This is a genomic window from Stenotrophomonas sp. 05N37, assembly GCF_056397365.1.
Window position 1 is genome coordinate 85,292 of the sequence record NZ_JBFTNG010000008.1, and the last position, 18,214, is coordinate 103,505.

Annotated in this window: 18 protein-coding genes and 1 pseudogene; 10 read left to right on the forward strand and 9 right to left on the reverse strand. The window is 68.7% G+C overall.

Annotation, left to right across the window (positions count from 1 at the left end; all coding sequences use genetic code 11):
* Window position 1 precedes the first annotated feature (1 nt).
* The 4 genes from AC1DGC_RS17845 to AC1DGC_RS17860 form a co-directional block, all read right to left on the reverse strand.
* On the reverse strand, window positions 2–1,120 hold the full coding sequence (locus tag AC1DGC_RS17845) for an acyltransferase family protein (protein ID WP_478048501.1): 1,119 nt from the start codon (window positions 1,118–1,120) through the stop codon (window positions 2–4).
* Window positions 1,121–1,334: 214 nt separating this feature from the next.
* On the reverse strand, window positions 1,335–1,895 hold the full coding sequence (locus AC1DGC_RS17850) for a DUF1003 domain-containing protein (RefSeq protein WP_449335513.1): 561 nt from the start codon (window positions 1,893–1,895) through the stop codon (window positions 1,335–1,337).
* 62 nt (window positions 1,896–1,957) lie between these two features.
* Window positions 1,958–3,049, reverse strand: coding sequence for an ACR3 family arsenite efflux transporter (arsB, locus tag AC1DGC_RS17855; protein WP_478048502.1), 1,092 nt, complete (start codon window positions 3,047–3,049; stop codon window positions 1,958–1,960).
* Window positions 3,046–3,372 carry an ArsR/SmtB family transcription factor gene (locus tag AC1DGC_RS17860; protein WP_478048532.1) on the reverse strand — a complete coding sequence of 109 codons (327 nt, stop codon included), beginning with the start codon at window positions 3,370–3,372 and terminating at the stop codon, window positions 3,046–3,048. Before AC1DGC_RS17860 ends, arsB begins: the two co-directional genes overlap by 4 nt.
* 93 nt (window positions 3,373–3,465) lie before the next feature.
* Between AC1DGC_RS17860 and AC1DGC_RS17865 the strand changes: the two are divergent.
* Window positions 3,466–3,729, forward strand: a pseudogene (locus tag AC1DGC_RS17865) (NAD(P)H-dependent oxidoreductase); the annotation flags it as partial.
* An 11-nt stretch (window positions 3,730–3,740) separates the two neighbouring features.
* Window positions 3,741–4,151, forward strand: coding sequence for an arsenate reductase (glutaredoxin) (gene arsC / locus AC1DGC_RS17870; RefSeq protein ID WP_259209740.1), 411 nt, complete (start codon window positions 3,741–3,743; stop codon window positions 4,149–4,151).
* 70 nt (window positions 4,152–4,221) lie between these two features.
* On the opposite strand, the gene AC1DGC_RS17875 is transcribed toward arsC, so the two are convergent.
* Window positions 4,222–4,611: a DUF2628 domain-containing protein gene (locus AC1DGC_RS17875; protein WP_259209737.1), complete on the reverse strand. Its 390-nt coding sequence runs from the start codon at window positions 4,609–4,611 to the stop codon at window positions 4,222–4,224.
* 197 nt (window positions 4,612–4,808) lie between these two features.
* On the opposite strand from AC1DGC_RS17875, the gene AC1DGC_RS17880 reads away from it, so the two are divergent.
* The 6 genes from AC1DGC_RS17880 (at window position 4,809) to hemC (ending at window position 10,888) form a co-directional block, all read left to right on the forward strand.
* Window positions 4,809–4,988: a hypothetical protein gene (locus tag AC1DGC_RS17880; RefSeq protein ID WP_259209734.1), complete on the forward strand. Its 180-nt coding sequence runs from the start codon at window positions 4,809–4,811 to the stop codon at window positions 4,986–4,988.
* 563 nt (window positions 4,989–5,551) lie between these two features.
* On the forward strand, window positions 5,552–7,459 hold the full coding sequence (gene mdoH / locus AC1DGC_RS17885) for a glucans biosynthesis glucosyltransferase MdoH (RefSeq protein ID WP_259209732.1): 1,908 nt from the start codon (window positions 5,552–5,554) through the stop codon (window positions 7,457–7,459).
* 53 nt (window positions 7,460–7,512) lie between these two features.
* Complete coding sequence (locus AC1DGC_RS17890; protein ID WP_259209730.1) at window positions 7,513–8,178, forward strand: alpha/beta hydrolase; 666 nt, start codon at window positions 7,513–7,515, stop codon at window positions 8,176–8,178.
* A 3-nt stretch (window positions 8,179–8,181) separates the two neighbouring features.
* A complete protein-coding gene (locus AC1DGC_RS17895; RefSeq protein ID WP_259209728.1) occupies window positions 8,182–9,228 on the forward strand; it encodes a sensor histidine kinase in 1,047 nt (348 codons plus the stop codon).
* Between the two features lie 10 nt (window positions 9,229–9,238).
* Entirely contained in the window at window positions 9,239–9,967 is a 729-nt protein-coding gene (locus AC1DGC_RS17900) for a LytR/AlgR family response regulator transcription factor (RefSeq protein WP_259209727.1), read from the forward strand.
* Between the two features lie 9 nt (window positions 9,968–9,976).
* A complete protein-coding gene (gene hemC / locus AC1DGC_RS17905) occupies window positions 9,977–10,888 on the forward strand; it encodes a hydroxymethylbilane synthase (protein ID WP_259209722.1) in 912 nt (303 codons plus the stop codon).
* A 230-nt stretch (window positions 10,889–11,118) separates the two neighbouring features.
* On the opposite strand, the gene AC1DGC_RS17910 is transcribed toward hemC, so the two are convergent.
* Window positions 11,119–11,895, reverse strand: coding sequence for a DUF481 domain-containing protein (locus AC1DGC_RS17910; protein WP_259209720.1), 777 nt, complete (start codon window positions 11,893–11,895; stop codon window positions 11,119–11,121).
* A gap of 118 nt (window positions 11,896–12,013) precedes the next feature.
* Window positions 12,014–12,631 (reverse strand): hypothetical protein, encoded by a 618-nt coding sequence (locus tag AC1DGC_RS17915; RefSeq protein WP_394164218.1) that lies wholly within the window; start codon window positions 12,629–12,631, stop codon window positions 12,014–12,016.
* A 92-nt stretch (window positions 12,632–12,723) separates the two neighbouring features.
* Between AC1DGC_RS17915 and AC1DGC_RS17920 the strand changes: the two genes are divergently transcribed.
* Window positions 12,724–13,689 carry a helix-turn-helix transcriptional regulator gene (locus AC1DGC_RS17920; protein WP_259209716.1) on the forward strand — a complete coding sequence of 322 codons (966 nt, stop codon included), beginning with the start codon at window positions 12,724–12,726 and terminating at the stop codon, window positions 13,687–13,689.
* A gap of 123 nt (window positions 13,690–13,812) precedes the next feature.
* A complete protein-coding gene (locus AC1DGC_RS17925) occupies window positions 13,813–14,607 on the forward strand; it encodes a MetQ/NlpA family ABC transporter substrate-binding protein (RefSeq protein ID WP_394164219.1) in 795 nt (264 codons plus the stop codon).
* A 430-nt stretch (window positions 14,608–15,037) separates the two neighbouring features.
* Here AC1DGC_RS17925 and glpK read toward each other — a convergent pair whose 3' ends face one another.
* Together glpK and glpD are read right to left on the reverse strand one after the other, a co-directional pair.
* Window positions 15,038–16,537, reverse strand: coding sequence for a glycerol kinase GlpK (gene glpK, locus AC1DGC_RS17930; RefSeq protein WP_478048503.1), 1,500 nt, complete (start codon window positions 16,535–16,537; stop codon window positions 15,038–15,040).
* Between the two features lie 38 nt (window positions 16,538–16,575).
* Window positions 16,576–18,087 carry a glycerol-3-phosphate dehydrogenase gene (gene glpD / locus AC1DGC_RS17935; protein ID WP_478048504.1) on the reverse strand — a complete coding sequence of 504 codons (1,512 nt, stop codon included), beginning with the start codon at window positions 18,085–18,087 and terminating at the stop codon, window positions 16,576–16,578.
* Between the last annotated feature and the right edge of the window lie 127 nt (window positions 18,088–18,214).

Below are 18,214 nucleotides of genomic sequence, written 5' to 3' on the forward strand. Positions count from 1 at the left end.
ATCACCGCGCGCGTTCGGCGTCCGACGCCGTGCGGCGGCCGTTGATGGCCGCCAGCAGGCGGTGCCCGGCGCGGATGCCGGGGACCTCGATCAGGCGATAGCCCAGATGGGCCAGCGGAATCGCAACGGCCAGGGTCAACACGGCACAGGCCAGGTAGGCCAGGTCGGCGTGCGGCACCTGCGCCTGGATGCGCCGGAACACCGGGATCAGCAACGCCACCACGATGGGATGGGCCAGGTAGAGCGAATAACTGACCTGGCCCAGATACGCGGTCACCCGGTTGACCACCCACTTCAGCGGGAAGCGCGACATGCCAACCAGCAGCGCCGCGTAGCCTGCGCCGAACAGGATCCAGCCCAGGCCCGGCACCACCCACGCGCGCGCGCTGCCCACGGTCAGCGCGACCAGCAGCAGCGCACCACCGAACAGGGCCGCCGCGCAGCAGCGGCGCGCCGTACCGGCCTGCAGCGTCGGCAGCGCGGCAAACAGGTGGTAGGCCAGGATCCCGTACAGGAACACCGGCAGGTGCCGCAGCAGCCCGTAGTCGCCTACCGCCGCCAGCCCGCCCGCACCGAACACGCCCGCGCCTGCCAGCAGGCTGGCCAGCGTGCCGGCGACCGCCACCCACCACGCACGCAGCGGGCGGTCGATGACCCGGAACAGCAGCGGGAACACGGCGTAGAACAGCATCTCCACCCCGATCGCCCAACTGGCCCACACGATGCCCGCTTCCCAACCCGGGAACAGGTTGAAGGTGAAGCTGACGTTGGCCAGGATTTCCGGGAGCGAATGACCGGCATGGCTGCCGCGGCCATCGCGCCATATCGAGAATGCCAGCAGCACGAAGAACAGCGGCGCGATGCGGAACACGCGGTGCAGGTAGAAGCTCAGCAGCGGGCGCGGCGTGCGCGCGTGGCGCGGCATCGTGTAGGCCAGCGAGAACGCGCTGATGACGAAGAACAGTGCCACCCCGGTGCCGCCCATCGCCAGCACGGCGCCCATCACCGGCCCGGTGGCCAGTGCCGGTGCCGGCATCGCCATGACGTGGAATAGCACCACATAGACGGCGGCGAGGCCGCGCAGGGCATCCAGGAAGGCGAGTCGGTTGGGTTGGGCCATGCGGGCGGTGTCCGGGCGTTGGGCGAACGACGAAGACCGCGCATGCTATCACCCGATGCCAGCGCGGCCGGGCACGGCTTCACTGTTTCGTGGATCACCCACCGGCACGTCGTGAGGCGGTCGCCGTGCAGGAAGGACGCTACGGCCAGCGCCGCCTGGTCGCCGCCGCGGACGACGACGTCCTGCGTGGCGCCGGGGTTGGCACGCGCTTCGCTCAAGGCGCGGGCGGGGTGCTGCCGCGTGCCACCAACTCGCTCAGCAGGTCGATCTGGCGTTGCTGCTGTTGCAGGATCTGCAGCAGCGTCTCGTGGCTCACCGTGTCCATTTTCTCGTGCAGCGACATGATTTCCAGTTCGGCCTTGAGGTTCACCTCATAGTCGTAGCTGGCCATCTGCCGGTCCTTCATCGCCTGCCGGTTCTGGCTCATCATGATCACCGGCGCCTGGATCGCGGCCAGCATCGACAGCATGAGGTTGAGGAAGATGTAGGGGTAGGGATCGAACGCCGTCCGGCCCAGGATCTCGGTGTTGAGGACGACCCACACCAGTAGCGCGGCGGCAAACAGCAGGATGAATGTCCACGAGCCGCCGAAGCTGGCCACCCGGTCGGCCAGCCGCTCGCCAAAGGTGGATTGTTCTTCCAGGCGGCGGTTGGGGTCGTCGATGACCGCACGCCGCCCGATCACGCGGCGCGCGACGGCGTCCAGGTCGTGGCTCTGGCGGCCGAGCCAGCGGGCGGCCCGTTCGAGGCGGTCGGGGGTGGATGCATTGGACATGTGCGGCTCCGGAAGGCGGTCGCCGGCAGCGTGATCGGAGGCAGGGAAAGGGCCGGTGAGGATCAGGGCGCCGGGCGCTGCGACGCGGCAGGCGTGGCCTGTACGCTTCCAGCCGCACGGCCACGACGGCGTAGACGCACTGCCACGTGCACGAGCAGGATCAGCACCGGTACCTCGACCAGCGGCCCAATCACTGCGGCGAACGCTACCGGCGACGCCAGACCGACGCTGGCGATGGCGACGGCGATGGCCAGTTCGAAGTTGTTGCCTGCCGCAGTGAAGGCGATTGCGGTACTGCGGGGATAATCGCGAGCCACCCAGCGGCCCATCGCAAAGCTGACAAGGAACTGCACGACAAAGTAGATCGTCAGCGGAAGGGCGATACGCAGTGCATCGAACGGCAGGCGCAGCACCTCACTGCCTTTCAGGCTGAACATGGCCACGATGGTGAACAGCAATGCCAGCAGCGTGATCGGGCTGATGGCCGGCAGGAAACGCGTTGCGTACCACTGCGCCCCGCGCCGGCGCAGCAGCACATGCCGGGTGAGCCAGCCTGCCGCGAACGGCACGCCCAGATAGACCAGCACGGCGCCGGCCATGGACCACGTGCTGATGTGCACCACGCTGCCCTGCAGCCCGACCCAGGATGGCAGCACGCGCAGGAAGAACCAGGCGTACGCGCTGAAGAACGCGATCTGGAAGAGCGCGTTGAACGCCACCAGTCCCGCCACGTACTGGTTGTCTCCGCCGGCCAGCTGATTCCACACCAGCACCATGGCGATGCAGCGCGCCAATCCGATCAGTATCACGCCGGTCATGTAGTCGGGATGGTCGTGCAGGAACACGGCGGCCAGCACGAACATCAGCAGCGGCCCCACTACCCAGTTCTGCACGAGCGAGACCGCCAGCACGCGCTTGTCTGCGAAGACTGCCGGCAACGCGGTGTAATCCACCTTGGCCAGGGGCGGGTACATCATCAGGATCAGCCCCAGGGCAATGGGCACGTTCGTTCCCCCCAGCGTCAAGGTGTCCAGCGCCAAAGGCAGGCCATCGAACACCGTCCCAAGACCCAGGCCCAGCGCCATGGCGGCGAAGATCCACACGGTCAGCCAGCGGTCGAGGAACGCCAGCCGCGGAACGCCAGGCGATGTCACTGCGCTGGACCGCAGCGGGAGGCTGGCGCGCAGCTGGCATCGCCGGCGCAGCAGTTCTCGGTGAGGTATCCGACCAGGCCGTCCATCGCCTTGAAGTCGGCGCGATAGCAGATGCTGCGGCCTCGTGCTTCGGCGCTGACCAGGCCGGCCGCCGCCAGCTCCTTGAGATGGAACGACAGGGTGGCGCCCGGCAGACCAAGGTCTGCCGCGATTTCACCGGCGAGGCGGCCGCCGTGCCCGGCCTGCACGAGCAGGCGGAAGACGCTCAGGCGGGTGGCATGGCCGAGCGCGGCCAGCGCATGGGTTGCGGTTTTGTTTTCCATGTTTCTAGAATAGTCGAACAATGACGTGTGGAGCAATCTGTGGCCTCCTTGCCCGACCTGATCGTCGAAGCCGCCGATATCCCTGACCCGGCGTTGGCCTCCGAGGGGGAGCGCCTGCCGCTGCACTACGGGGCGGAGGTGCGCCTGTTCAACCCGCACGGCTTGCCGATGGCCGGCTCGGTGGACCCGGACCATCCCAAGGTCCAGCAACTGCGCGCGTGGCCGGCGTGGTCCGGGGGCCAGGCCTGGATCAGGCCCGAGCGGCACGGCAGCCCCAGCGCCGTGTTCAAGAACCAGGTCGACTGGCTGCCCCTCGGCGAGGGCAGCCTGCGCGAGGGTGGTAGCGTGCCGACGCAGGAGATGCGCGCATGAAAGCGGTGATCTACCACAATCCGGCCTGCGCGACCTCGCGCAATGTCCTGGCGTTGCTGCGCCATGCCGGGGTCGAGGCGCAGGTCATCGAGTATCTGCAGGCACCACCGGACCGTACGCGGCTGCGGGAACTGATCGCCGGCGCCGGCCTGTGCGTACGCGATGCACTGCGGGAAAAGGGTACGCCGTATGCCGAGCTTGGCCTGGGCGATCCACGGTTGGGCGAGGACACACTGCTCGACGCGATGCAGCGGCATCCGATCCTGATCAATCGCCCCTTCGTGCAGACCGCGCTGGGCGTGCGCCTGGCGCGACCCTCGGAGCGGGTGCTTGAGATCCTGCCGGTGCTGCAGACGCCTTTCGTCAAGGAAGACGGCGAGGTGGTCATCGACCCGCGTCGCCGCTGACGCGAACCGCACAAAAAAGCCCGGTCTTTCGACCGGGCCCTGGATCAACATCACCCACGCAAGGCAGCGCTTACCAGCGCATACCCGCAAAGGGGTTCCAGCCGGTGTCGCCCTTCACCTTCTCCAGGTAATAGGCGTAATTGGTGGTGAGCGCGACGAGCAGCGACCAGCCGATGCCGACGCCGCGGCCGACGACGGCCGGCATGAACGACACCAGGATCATCAGCACGATGGTGATGCCCAGGATGGTCAGCGCCTTGCGCCACATGCCCAGGATGAACAGGTAGATCCAGCTGAAAAACAGCGCGAAGAAGTTGAAGTTCACCTTGATCTTCTGGCCGAACGGCAGCGCCTTGTAGGCCGCCTTGAACGCCGGGGTGTTCGGCGCGCCGTAGGTGTCGAAGAAGTTGAAGCGGAACTGCCACTTGGGGCTGAACTGGGAGGTAGAAGTGGAATCCATATCCGTCTTGGTTGGGTTGTAAACGTTTACATGATAGCCGCTGCCTATGCGTAGCCGCCAGTTTTCTGTCGCCTGGGGCAGGGTTCCCGGCACAACGCAGGCCCCGTCACACAATGGCCTTCGTTTTGATATAGGGTTCGCATTCCGCGCGGCAGGGGGCCCCGCGGCGAATTGGAATGCAACGAGATAACCAGACAATGTCCAGTGTTGTGATCACCACTGAGCGACCGCCGGCAGGGCCGCGGATCGCACCGTGCCCGCAAGCCACCCAGGCCCAGCACCTGCTGGCGCACCTGCAGTTTTCCCAGATCGGCTCGCGCGCGCTGACCCAGCCGTTGCTGGACGCCGATATCGCCGTGGCCGTCACGCCGGCCTGAGGCACGCGTCCCACGCAGACCCCGTTGCACCGATGACGCCGCTGCCACGCCGAGGCGGGCAGCGATGCTGCATCGGCGGCGCGTGCGGCCCCGGGTGACGCACCCCGGGACGACGTTGGCGTGATCGCCCGGCCTGCGCGCGGGCTGCGCATCGCGCTGCCGACGATGCCTGCGGGACGGGGCGGCCGCCACGGCCGGCCGGGCGGCTCCCGGAACCGGACCTGCGTTCAACATGAATGGGGAAAGCCCCGTGCCACAAGGCCTGCGGCGTTTTGCCGCACCCCGCCTGAGGCGGCACGCGTCACAGATTTGCTGAATGGGGAGAAATCACGCGGGCCCCCTTCGCATCCGGCTTACATTTGGCCCCCTATGCTGAGCCGCATTTTTCGCCTCAGATCCGTTGGAGAGTTCGTGGGTTCCGGTAGTGACAGACAACAGCTGCGTGCCGGCCACGGCCCCGCGCAGGCAGGACACACGCACGCCGCTGGGCGTGCCAGGATCTGGATGACCCTCTCCGCGCCGGGCCAGCCCGGGATGGCACCACTCACGCAGGGTAATCGCCGATGAGTGTGCAGACAGTCAACGTCCTCCCCGATGCCGGCCAGGCCATCCTGCCCGCCGAGGTGCCGATGGCCATGCCCGAGCAGTCGTTCCGCGAGGGTCGCCTGCAGGTGCCGCGCCAGCGCACCGCGCCGCGGCTGATGGCGCTGCGCCGCTTCTACATCCTCGGTGGCACCGCGGCGATGACCATCGCGGCCACGGTGATGATGTGGAAGGTGCTGGCCGTCAACGGCGTCACCGTGCTGGAGGCCTGCCTGCTGGTGCTGTTCGTGGCGCTGTTCGCCTGGATCGCGCTGTCCTTCGCCGGCGCGGTGGCTGGCTTCCTCACCGCGGTGTTCGATCGCGGCTACAAGCTGGGCATCGACCCCGACCAGCCGCTGCCGGTGGTGCACACCCGCACCGCGCTGCTGATGCCCACCTACAACGAAGACCCGCGCCGGCTGCTGGCCGGCCTGCAGGCCATCTACGAGTCCGTGGCCGAGACCGGCCAGCTGGACAAGTTCGACTTCTTCGTCCTCAGCGACACCCGGCGCGAGGATATCGGTGCGGCCGAAGAACAGGCCTTCGCCGACCTCTGCGACGCGGTGGATGGGCACGCACGCCTGTTCTACCGGCGTCGTGGCGACAACAGCGGGCGCAAGGCCGGCAACATCGCCGACTGGGTGCGGCGCTGGGGCGGCGGTTATCCGCAGATGCTGATCCTGGATGCCGACAGCCTGATGACCGGCGACACCATCGTGCGCCTGGTCGCCGGCATGGAGCACAACCCGGACGTCGGCCTGATCCAGACCCTGCCGGCGGTGATCGGCGGGCGTACGCTGTTTGCCCGCATGCAGCAGTTCGGTGGCCGCGTGTATGGCCCGGTGATCGGCCGCGGCGTGGCCTGGTGGCATGGTGCGGAAAGCAACTACTGGGGCCACAACGCCATCATCCGCACCCAGGCGTTCGCCGACAACGCCGGCCTGCCCGCGCTGCCGGGCAAGCAGCCGTTCGGTGGCCACGTGCTCAGCCACGATTTCGTCGAGGCCGCGCTGATGCGCCGCGGTGGCTGGGCCACGCACATGGTGCCGTACCTGAAAGGCAGCTACGAGGAAGGCCCGCCGACCCTCACCGACATGCTGGTGCGCGATCGCCGCTGGTGCCAGGGCAACCTGCAGCACGCCAAGGTGGTGCGCTCCAAGGGCCTGCACTGGGTGAGCCGCATGCACATGATGATCGGCATCGGCCACTACTTCACCGCGCCGATGTGGGGGATGCTGATGCTGGTCGGCATCGCCATTCCGCTGTTCCAGGGCGGCATCGATTTCAACGAAGTGCTGCATCTCTCGCCCAGCCTGTACTGGCGCCACCAGGACGAAGAGAAGGTCATCCGCATGTTCGCCATCACCATGGTGGTGCTGCTGACCCCCAAGGTGCTGGGGTACATCGCGATGCTGCTCGACCCGGTCGAGCGGCGCGGCTGCGGCGGTGGCATCCGCGCGCTGCTGTCGATGCTGCTGGAAACCCTGCTCGCCGCGCTGATGGCGCCGGTGGTGATGTACGTGCAGTCGCGCGGCGTGGCCGAAGTGCTGGCCGGCAAGGATTCGGGCTGGGATGCGCAGCAGCGCGACGACGGTGGCATTTCCTGGCCGGCCTTGATCCGCGGCTATGGTGGCTTGAGCGTGTTCGGGCTGTTCATGGGCGCGCTGGCGTATGCCGTGTCGCCGTCGCTGGCGGCGTGGATGGCCCCGGTGGTGATCGGCATGGTTCTGGCCATTCCGGTGGTGGCGCTCACCTCCGCCCGCGGACCGGGCACCCTGATGCACCGCCTGCGGCTGATGGAAATTCCCGAGGAAACCGCGCCGCCGCCCGTGCTGGTGCGCGCCGCGCAGCTGCGCAAGGCCGCGGCCGAGCACACGGCGCCGGGCTGACCCGGCACCGCGGCGACCCGGCATAATGCGGTTCGACCGTAGGGGAGCCGCACATGCTGGACACCGTCATCAATGAAACCGGCACCGACCCGCAATGGGCGGTGCTGTGGCTGCACGGCCTGGGCGCCGATGGCCACGACTTCGCCCCGATCGTGCCCGAGCTGCTGCGCCCGCACTGGCCGGCGATCCGCTTCGTGTTCCCGCATGCGCCGGTGCAGCCGATCACCATCAACAACGGCCTGCCGATGCGGGCCTGGTACGACATCGTCAGCATGGACTTCCGTTCGCGCGCCGATGCCGCGGGCGTGGATGCCTCGGTGCAGCTGCTGGATGCGCTGATCGAGCAGCAGGTCGCCGCCGGCATTCCGGCCGAGCGCATCCTGCTGGCCGGTTTCTCGCAGGGCGGGGCGGTGATCCTGAGTGCCATGCTGCGCCGGACCCGTCCACTGGCCGGGGTGATCGCGCTGTCCACTTACCTGCCGGACCCGGAAAACGCCGTGGCCCGGCGTGCGCCCGAGGGTATCCAGCCGCCGGTGTTCATGGCCCACGGCACCCAGGACCCGGTGATTCCGCAGGCGATCGGCGCGCACAGCGCGCAGACCCTCAAGGACCTGGGCATCGCCGTGGAGTGGCATTCCTATCCGATGGCCCATCAGGTCTGCAGCGAAGAACTGCAGGCCCTGGGCGACTGGCTGGACCGGCGCTTCCAGGCCGCCTGAGCCATGAACGACCCCCGCCAGCAACCCTGGTTGCCCGAGCTGTGCCGCCTGCCGCGGCTGGCGGCGATGCTCGGCCTGGCCGAGCTGGTGGTGGTCGTGGTCGCCCTGGCCCCGGACGGCAGCCGGCACTGGTCGATCTCCGATTTCTTCTCGGCCAGCGGCTTCGCGCTGTGGCTGGCGTTGGCGGTGACCATTTGCCTGTGCCTGGCGCGTGGCGCGTTGTCGCGCCTGCCCGAGCTGGCCGGCACCCTGCTGGCGGTGGCGATGACCGCGCTGATCGCTGCGCTCTGCGCCGGCGTGGTGCACGGCCTTTACGGGGTGCTGCAGGCCGACGGCTTCGCCAAACAGGTCGGGTTCTGGCGCTTCACCCTGGGCAGCGCCACCATGACCGCGTTGATCGTGGCGCTGGCGTTGCGCTACTTCTACGTCAGCGATCGCTGGACCGCGCAGACCGTGGCCAATGCGCGTGCCCAGGCCGATGCGCTGCAGGCGCGGATCCGGCCGCACTTCCTGTTCAACAGCATGAACCTCATCGCCAGCCTGGTACGCCGCGACCCGGTGGTGGCCGAGCGCGCGGTGCTGGACCTGTCCGACCTGTTCCGCGCCGCACTGGGCGCCGGCGAGGGCGATTCCACGCTCCGCGACGAGTGCGAACTGGCCGAGCGCTACCTGTCCATCGAATCGCTGCGCCTGGGCGAGCGCCTGCAGGTGCAGTGGCAACGCGAGGAACCGCTGCCGTGGGCGCTGCCGATGCCGCGCCTGGTGCTGCAGCCGCTGGTGGAAAACGCGGTGCTGCACGGCATCTCGCGGCTGCCCGGGGGCGGCACCATCGTCATCGCGTTGGCCTGCCAGGGCAACCAGCTGCATATCCGCGTGCACAACCCGGCGCCGGACCCGCAGGCGCGTGCCTTGCCGCTGGCACACGGGGCCGGCCACGCACAGCGCAGCATCGCCCATCGCCTGGCCTGGCGCTTCGGCCCGGCCGCGCGGATGACGGGGGCGTGGAGCGACGGCTACTATGCCTGCGACATCACCGTCCCGGTGCCGTGAGGAAACAGCCTTGAAGGTGGTCATTGCCGATGACGAGCCGCTCGCCCGCGAGCGCCTGCGCAGCCTGCTGGCTGAACTGGCCGGGGTCGAGGTGGTGGCCGAGGCCGAGAATGGCGAACAGGCGCTGCATGCCTGCGCCGAGCTGCAGCCGGACCTGGTCCTGCTGGACATCGCGATGCCGGGCCTGGACGGGCTGGAAGCGGCACGCCACCTGGCCACGTTCGACCCGCGCCCGGCGGTGGTGTTCTGCACCGCCTACGACGCGCACGCGTTGTCGGCCTTCGAGGCCGCCGCGATCGATTACCTGATGAAGCCGGTGCGCCCCGAACGCCTGGCCGCCGCGCTGGAACGCGCCCGCACCTTCCTGGCCGGCCGCAGCGGGCAGCCCAGCACGCCCAGCCAGCAGGCGCGCACCCTGCTGTGCGCGCGCCTGCGTGGCAGCCTGCGGCTGATCCCGATCGAAGACATCCACTACCTGCAGGCCGAAGAGAAGTACGTCGTCGTACACCACGCGCGCGGCGAGGACCTCCTGGAGGAATCGCTGAAGTCGCTGGAAGAGGAATTCGGCAACCGCTTCGTGCGCATCCACCGCAACTGCCTGGTCGCCCGCCACGAGCTGATCGAGCTGCGACGAAATGGCGCAGGCCAGGTCCAGGCCGTGCTGCGCCATGGCAAGGCGCCGCTGGAGGTGAGCCGGCGCTGCGTGGCCAGCATCAAGCAGGACCTCAAGCACCTGTAAAATGGCGGCATGACAACCCTGCGCATCGCCACCCGAAAGAGCCCGCTTGCCCTCTGGCAGAGCGAACACGTCGCCGACCGCCTGCGCCAGGCGCATCCGGGGCTGGAGGTGGTGCTGGTCCCGATGAGCACGCGCGGCGACGAGGTGCTGGATCGCTCGCTGGCCGCGATCGGCGGCAAGGGCCTGTTCCTGAAGGAGCTGGAGCTGGCGATGCTGCGGGGCGACGCCGACTGCGCGGTGCACTCGCTCAAGGACGTGCCGATGGAGCTGGACGCGCCGTTCGCGCTGCCGGCCATGCTGGCCCGGCACGATCCGGCCGATGGCTTCATCTCCAACCTTTACGCCTCACTGGACGCATTGCCGATCGGCGCGCGCGTGGGTACCTCCTCGCTGCGCCGCCAATCCCAGCTGCGCGCGCTGCGCCCGGACCTGGAGCTGCTGGACCTGCGCGGCAACGTCAACACCCGCCTGGCCAAGCTGGACAACGGCGGCTACGACGCGATCGTGCTGGCCGTGGCCGGGCTGGAGCGGTTGGGCCTGGGCGAGCGGATCGTGTCGCGGCTGACCGCACCGGCCTGGCTGCCGGCACCGGCGCAGGGCGCGGTGACGGTGGAATGCAATGGCGAGGACGCGCAGGTGATGGCGCTGCTGGCAACGCTGGACGATCCCCGCACCCGCGCCTGCGTGGAGGCCGAGCGCGCGATGAACCGCGCGCTGCACGGCAGCTGCCATGTGCCGGTGGCGGGCCTGGCGCAGTGGGAGGGCGAGGATCTGTTCCTGCAGGGGCTGGTCGGCGGCGTGGCCGATGGCCGTACCGTGCGCGCCGAAGCGCGCGGGCCGGGCAGCGATCCGGACGCGCTGGGGCAGTTGGTGGCGCGTGGCTTGCTGGAGGGCGGCGCGGGCGAACTGCTCGCGGTGTGAGACGCCCTTGAAGGTGGTGCCGGCCGGCGGCCGGCAGTGCCTTGCCGAGCACGCTGCGGTGGGGCGACGCGACGTGGGCGCCGCGGTATCCGGTGTTTCCGCGCTCAGTCGAGCAACGGTGGCTCAGCTGAGCAATGGTCGCTCAGCCGACCAACGGTCGGCTCAACCGAGTCGCTCAGCCGACCAACGGTCGGCTCTACGGTGCCGGGGCGCGGCTGCGCCCACGGGCCTCACTTGAACTTGTACACCACGTTCATCGTGGTCAGGGTGTCGGTCTTGCGCTTGTCTTCGGCCACGTCGCTGTTGTAACGCGCCTGCCAGCCGGCCTTCAGCGCCAGGTGTTCGTTCATGCTCACCGACACGCCGAAGTCGTTCTGTCCGAAGGTGTTGTACGAGCCCGATTCCACCAGCAGGGTGTTGACCAGGTCGGTGTTGGGGGTAAGCGAATACTTCACGTCGAACAGGCCGCGGCCGATCAGGCCGGTACGGGTCGAGTCGTCTTCGGTGTTGTGCGTGCGGCGCACACCGGGGCCGATCTGCGCGTCCATGTAGAACTTGTCGCCCTCCACCAACCGGGTGCCGTAACCCAGACCGAACGAGCTCTGGCGGTCGTAGGTGGCAAAGTCATCGCGCTCGTAACGCACCGTGGCCGTGAGCTGGCGGTGCTCGCCCAGCTGCAGCGCGCTGCCGGCACTGCCGGTGTAGCGGTTGGCCGTGGTGTTGCTGCGCTTGGTGGTGGTGCCGTCGTCGTTGGTCTCAATGTAGTCCGAACGCGAGCGCAGGCCGAACAGGTCCATGCTGTGCACCCAGTCATCGTCGGTGTAGCGCAGCCGCAGCCGACCGTTCGCGCTTTCGGTACTGCTGTTGCCACGGGCCGAGGCGAAGCCGAGCTCACCACCACTGCCACTCCAGGGCGAGGTCATCGCGGCCGGGTCGGTGGTGTCCTGGGCGAAGGCCACCGGGGCGCACAGCAGCAGGGGAACAAGCAACGAGACGCGCAGGGACATCAACGGTTCTCCGGATCGAACGGTGGGGGAAATGCAACGGGGGATGATACTGGATGCATATGGCGGCGATTCCCGCCAGCGCGTGGCGCTTTAGCAGGGGTTCGGGCTACAGCCCTGTTCAGGGTAGCGCGATCTGCAGCGTCGGGTCATTGAACCGCGTGTAGCGCAGCGTGATCCGGAAGCGCTGGCCCTGGGTCTGGCCCTCGCGTTCGATCTGCGCCGGCAGGCCCTGCGCGTTGATCCAGTACAGCATGCCGTCCGGCGCGGCATTGGCATGGCGCACGCGATACTTGCGCGTGGCGACGCCGTCGATCGTATCGCCGCCCAGGTCGTCCACGGTCAGATCGGTTGCCGCCAGGTCGGCCGGCAACGGACTGCGCCATTGCGCGAGCAGGCCGGGCGGGACCGGCACCTGGCGCACTTCACCGGCACGCTGCAGGAAGAAGGTGTCGCCGATGATCAGTTGCGGGCCATCGTCGGTCTGCAGCCGGTAGCGGTCCGGGGCCACGAACTCCATCGTGGTGTCCACCGTGCGCGGGCCCTGCATGCGCAGGCTGGCGTGGAAGCTGCGCAGCTGCCCGAAGCGCTGGCTGGCCGCAAGCACTGCCTGCACCGGGTCGGCCGCGGCCGGCACGCTCGGCGCGGCCGGCACGGCCGCCGGAGCGGCCGGATCGGGGCTGCCACCGCAGCCGGACAACAGCGCGGACAGGAGGAGGGCGGCGGGCAACAGGCGCATGACAGGGGGCAACGGCAGGAATCGGGCCTTCACGATAGCCGAAGATGCGGTCCGGGCCGCCACAACGACGGCGACTCGGACATAATCGGGTCATGGACCGATATGAACGCATCAACGCCCTGCATCGTCTGCTGAAGTCCGCCCGCTATCCGGTGACGGTGGCGACCCTGCAGGAAAAACTGGAGTGTTCCCGCGCCACTGTCTACCGCGACCTGGCCTTCCTGCGCGATGCGCTGATGGCGCCGGTGGAGGGCGACGGCGAGGCCGGCTTCCGCTACCAGGACGACGAGAGCGACCGCTTCGAACTGCCCGGGCTGTGGCTCAGCTCCGAAGAGCTGCATGCGCTGCTGGCCTCGCAGCATCTGCTGGCGCGGACCGGCGGCGGCGTGCTGTCCTCGGTGCTGGCGCCGCTGCAGCAGCGCATCGAAGGCCTGCTCGCGGCCCAGGCCGGGGTCTCCACCTGGCCGGTCGATCGGGTCCGGGTGATCCCGCACCGCGGCCGCAAGTTCGACGAAGCCAGCTTCCGTGCGGTGGCCTCGGCGGTGCTGGAGCGCAAGCAACTGGCCTTCGAGTACCGCGCCCGCTCCACCGATGAGGCGACCAAGCGCACGGTCTCGCCGCAGCGCATGACCCACTACCGCGACAACTGGTACCTCGACGCCTGGGACCACGGGCGCGAGGGCCTGCGCAGCTTCGCGGTGGACCGCATCTACAAGGCGCGGGTGGTGGACACCGTGGCCCGCGACGTGGACGACACCGAGCTGGACGAACAGCTGGGCGCCAGCTACGGCATCTTCTCCGGCCCGCCCAAGGGCTGGGCCACGATCGTGTTCAGTGCCAAGGCCGCGCGCTGGGTGGCCGACGAACACTGGCATTCCAAGCAGCAGGGGCGCTTCCTGGCCGATGGTCGCTACGAGTTGAAGGTGCCTTACAGCGTCTCGCGCGAGCTGCTGATGGACGTGCTGCACTACGGCTCGGATGCGGAGATCATCGAGCCGGTGATGCTGCGCGAACAGGCCAAGGCGCTGCTGGCGCTGGCGTTGACCAACTACGAGTAACGGCGGGGCGGGCGCTGGCCCGTCCGCCTGGCTCATGCCCGCCGGTCATATGGCCGCGGATACCGCAAGGCCGGGGCGTACGGTATGGTTGGGCGCTATCGTTGCCCCCGGATACCGTCCCCCATGAAGAAGACCCTGCTGCTCCCGCTGCTTGCCGCCGCGCTGGCCCTGGCCGCCTGCGGCAAGCCCAACGCCGATTCCCAGAAGCTGGTCGTGGCCGCCACGGCCGTGCCGCACGCCGAGATCCTGGCGGTGGTCAAGCCGCTGCTGCAGAAGGAAGGGCTCGAGCTGGACGTGCGCGTGTTCAACGACTACGTGCAGCCCAACGACCAGTTGGTGCAGAAGCAGGTGGACGTGAACTATTTCCAGACCGAGCCGTACCTGGACGCCTACAACCGCGACCGCAAGACCGACCTGGTCAAGGTCATCGGCGTGCACATCGAACCCTTCGGCGCGTACTCGCGCCGCTTCAAGTCGCTCGATGAGCTCCCGGTCGGCGCCGACGTGGTGATCCCCAACGACCCCAGCAACAACAGCCGCGCGCTGATCCTGCTGCACAAGGCCGGCGTGATCACGCTGAAGGACCCGAGCAACGCCCTGGCCACCCAGCGCGACATCATCGCCAACCCCAAGCAGCTCAAGTTCCGCGAGCTGGATTCGGCGATGCTGCCGCGAGTGCTCGACCAGGTCGACCTGGCCCTGATCAACACCAACTACGCGCTGGATGCCGGGCTCAACCCGACCCAGGACGCGCTGGCGATCGAAAGCAAGGATTCGCCGTACGTGAACTTCCTGGTGGCGCGCCCGGACAACAAGGACGATGCCCGCGTGCAGAAGCTGGCCAAGGCCCTGACCGGCCCGGAAGTGAAGGCCTTCATCGCCGAGAAGTACAAGGGCGCGGTGCTGCCGGCGTTCTGATCGGCACCCCGATCCTCACAGCGACGCCAACCGCCGCAACCGACGCGCATCCACGCCCTGCGTGGATGCTGCAATCCGGCGTAGATCCACGCCATGCGTGGATGCTGCAATCCGGCGTAGATCCACGCCATGCGTGGATGCTGCAATCCGGCGTAGATCCACGCCCTGCGTGGATGCTGCAATCCGGCGTAGATCCACGCCATGCGTAGATGCTGCAATCCGACGTAGATCCACGCCATGCGTAGATGCTGCAATCCGACGTAGATCCACGCCGTGCGTGGATGCTGCAATCCGATGTAGATCCACGCCATGCGTGGATGCTGCAATCCGACGTAGATCCACGCCATGCGTGGATGCTGCAATCCGGCGTAGATCCACGCCATGCGTGGATGCGCTCCCGGCTCGGGATCCCTGGGCCGGGCCGCCCACGTCAGCTCACCCGGAACCCCATCGTCGCGTCCACCGCCTGCTGCCAGCCGGCATACAGCGCCTCGCGGCGGTCCACGGCCATCTGCGGCACGAAGCGCCGGTCCACCGCCCACTGCTCGGCGATCTCCGCGCGGCTGGACCAGAACCCCGTGGCCAGCCCGGCCAGGTAGGCCGCCCCCAGCGCGGTGGTTTCGGCCACCTGCGGGCGCAGCACCGGCACGCCCAGGATGTCGCTCTGGAACTGGGCCATGAAGTCGTTGCCGATCGCACCACCATCGGCGCGCAGCTCTTTCAGCTCGATACCGGCATCGGCCTGCATCGCCGCCAGCACGTCGCGGGTCTGGTAAGCCATCGACTCCACCGCCGCGCGGATGAAGTGCTCCTTGGTGGTGCCGCGGGTCAGGCCGAACATCGCCCCGCGCACGTCGCTGCGCCAGTAAGGCGCCCCCAACCCGACGAAGGCCGGCACCAGGTAGACCCCGTCGGTGTCGGCCACGCGCTCGGCATAGGTCTGGCAGTCGCTGGACGCGCCGAACATGCGCAACCCGTCGCGCAGCCACTGCACTACCGAGCCGGCGACGAAGATCGAGCCTTCCAGCGCGTACTCGACGGTGCCGTCGATGCCCCAGGCCAGGGTGGTGAGCAACCCGTTGCGCGAGGCCACCGCCTTGTCGCCGGTGTTCATCAGCATGAAACAGCCGGTGCCGTAGGTGTTCTTGGCCATGCCCGGCTCGAAGCAGGCCTGGCCGAACAGCGCGGCCTGCTGGTCGCCGGCGATGCCGGCGATCGGGATCTGCTGGTCGAAGAAGAACTGCGCCCGGGTGTGCGCATACACCTCGCTGGAACTGCGCACCTGCGGCAGCATCGCGCGCGGGATATCCAGCAGTCGCAGCAGCTCCTCGTCCCAGGCCAGCGTATGGATGTTGAACAGCAGCGTGCGCGCGGCATTGCTGTAGTCGGTGACGTGCGCGACGCCGCCGCTGAGGTTCCATACCAGCCAGCTGTCGATCGTGCCGAACAGCAGCTCGCCGCGCTCGGCACGGGCCTGCGCGCCGTCCACGTGGTCGAGGATCCAGCGGATCTTGGTCGCGGAAAAATACGCGTCGATCAACAGGCCGGTGCGCGCACGGATGAGTGCTTCGTGGCCCTCGGCCTTGAGCCGCTCGCAGATGGCATGGCTCTGCCGCGACTGCCAGACGATCGCATTGTGGATCGGCTGGCCGGTGGCCTTGTCCCAGACCACGGTGGTCTCGCGCTGGTTGGTGATGCCGATCGCGGCGATCCGGCGTGGATCGACCTGCTCGCGGTTGAGCAGCTCGGTCAGGGTGGTATAGACGCTGGTGAGGATCTCGCGCGGGTCATGTTCGACCCAGCCCGGCTGCGGGAACACCTGGGCGAACTCGCGCTGCGCGCTGCCCAGCATGCGCCCGCCGCGGTCGAACAGGATCGCGCGGGAACTGGTCGTGCCCTGGTCGATGGCGAGCACGTACTGCTTGTCCATGCCTTGCTCCATGCAACGAATCGAAGGGATGCCGCAGCCTACGCGATCGCTGCCACGCGGTCCCGCAGGTACTGCGCCAGCGTATCGCGCTGGGCCGGGTCCAGGCGCAGCCCCAGGCGGGTGCGACGCCACAGCAGGTCCTCCGGCGTGCGCACCCACTCCTGCGCGACGAGGTAGTCCACCTCGCGCTGGTACAGCCCGGCGCCGAAATGCGTGCCCAGGTGCGCCGGCGTGCTGGCCGCGCCCAGCACGGTGCTCGCACGGGTGCCGTAACGGCGCGCCAGCGTTGCCAGCAGGGCAGGGGGCTGCTGCGGGTAGGCTGCCTGCAGGCGTTCCTGCACGTGCTGCGCATCGCCGCCGTCGCCGCCCGGCAGCACCGGCCCCGCGCCGGTCCAGGCCGGTTCGGTACGGCCCAGCAGCGGGCCGAGCTGGTCCACCGCTTCTTCCGCGAGGGTGCGGTACGTGGTCAGCTTGCCGCCCAGCACGCTCAGCAGCGGCGCCTGGGTGGCATCGAGCTGCAGGCGGTAGTCGCGGGTGACCTTGGCCGCGTCATGGTGGTGGTCGGCCAGCAGCGGGCGTACCCCGCTGTAGCGCCAGACAACGTCACCGGCGTGTACCGCCGTGCGCAGCCAGCGGTTGGCCGCCGCGCACAGATACTCCACTTCGTCGTCGCTGGCCCGTACCCGGGCGGGGTCACCGTCGTAGTCCACGTCGGTGGTGCCGATCAGGGTGAAGTCCTGCTCGAAGGGCAGCACGAACACGATCCGCTGGTCGGGCTGCTGCAGCAGGTAGGCGCTGTCGTGGGCATACAGGCGTGGCACCACGATATGGCTGCCCTGGACCAGTCGCAGCCCGATCGGCGCATCCATGCCCGCACGCTCGAGCAGGTCGCCAGCCCAGGGGCCGGTGGCATTGACCACCGCGCGGGTGCGCAGGCGCACGATGCTGCCATCGGCGTCGCGCAGCACCGCCCACCAATGATCGCGATGGCGGATCAGCTGTTCGCAGCGCGTGCGCACGCGGATCCGGGCACCGCGCTCATGCGCGTCCAGCACGTTGAGCAACACCAGGCGGGCATCGTCCACGCGCGCGTCGGCATAGCTGAAACCACGGCGGACGTCCGCGTGCAGCACCGCCCCGCGTGGATCGCGGCGCAGGTCCAGGCGCTGCGAACGCGGGAAGGCCGGGTCGGCATGGCCGAGGTGGTCGTACAGCCAGAGGGCGGCGTGCAGCATCCAGCCCGGGCGCAGGTGCGCGGCCTGCGGCAGCACGAACTCGGTGGGCACCACCAGGTGCGGGGCCAGCCGCTGCAGCACGCTGCGCTCGCGCAGCGCCTTGCGGACCAGGCCGAATTGGCCGTACTGCAGGTAGCGCAGGCCGCCGTGGATCAGCTTGGTGCTGGCGCTGGACGTATGCGCGGCCAGGTCGTCCTGTTCGCACAGGCACGCCGACCAGCCGCGCCCGGCAGCGTCCCGGGCGATGCCGGCGCCGTTGATGCCGCCGCCGATCACCAGCACGTCCAGCATCGGCTCCGTTCCGGCTGCTTCCATCCCCATTCCCGCTGATGCGATGCCGGCAGTATCGGCGAGCCCGGGGCAAGGCCGAATGAAAGCACGCGACCGGCACCGGGCCGGAAAACGACAACGGGCCCGCGAGGGGCCCGTTGGTACAGCAGTG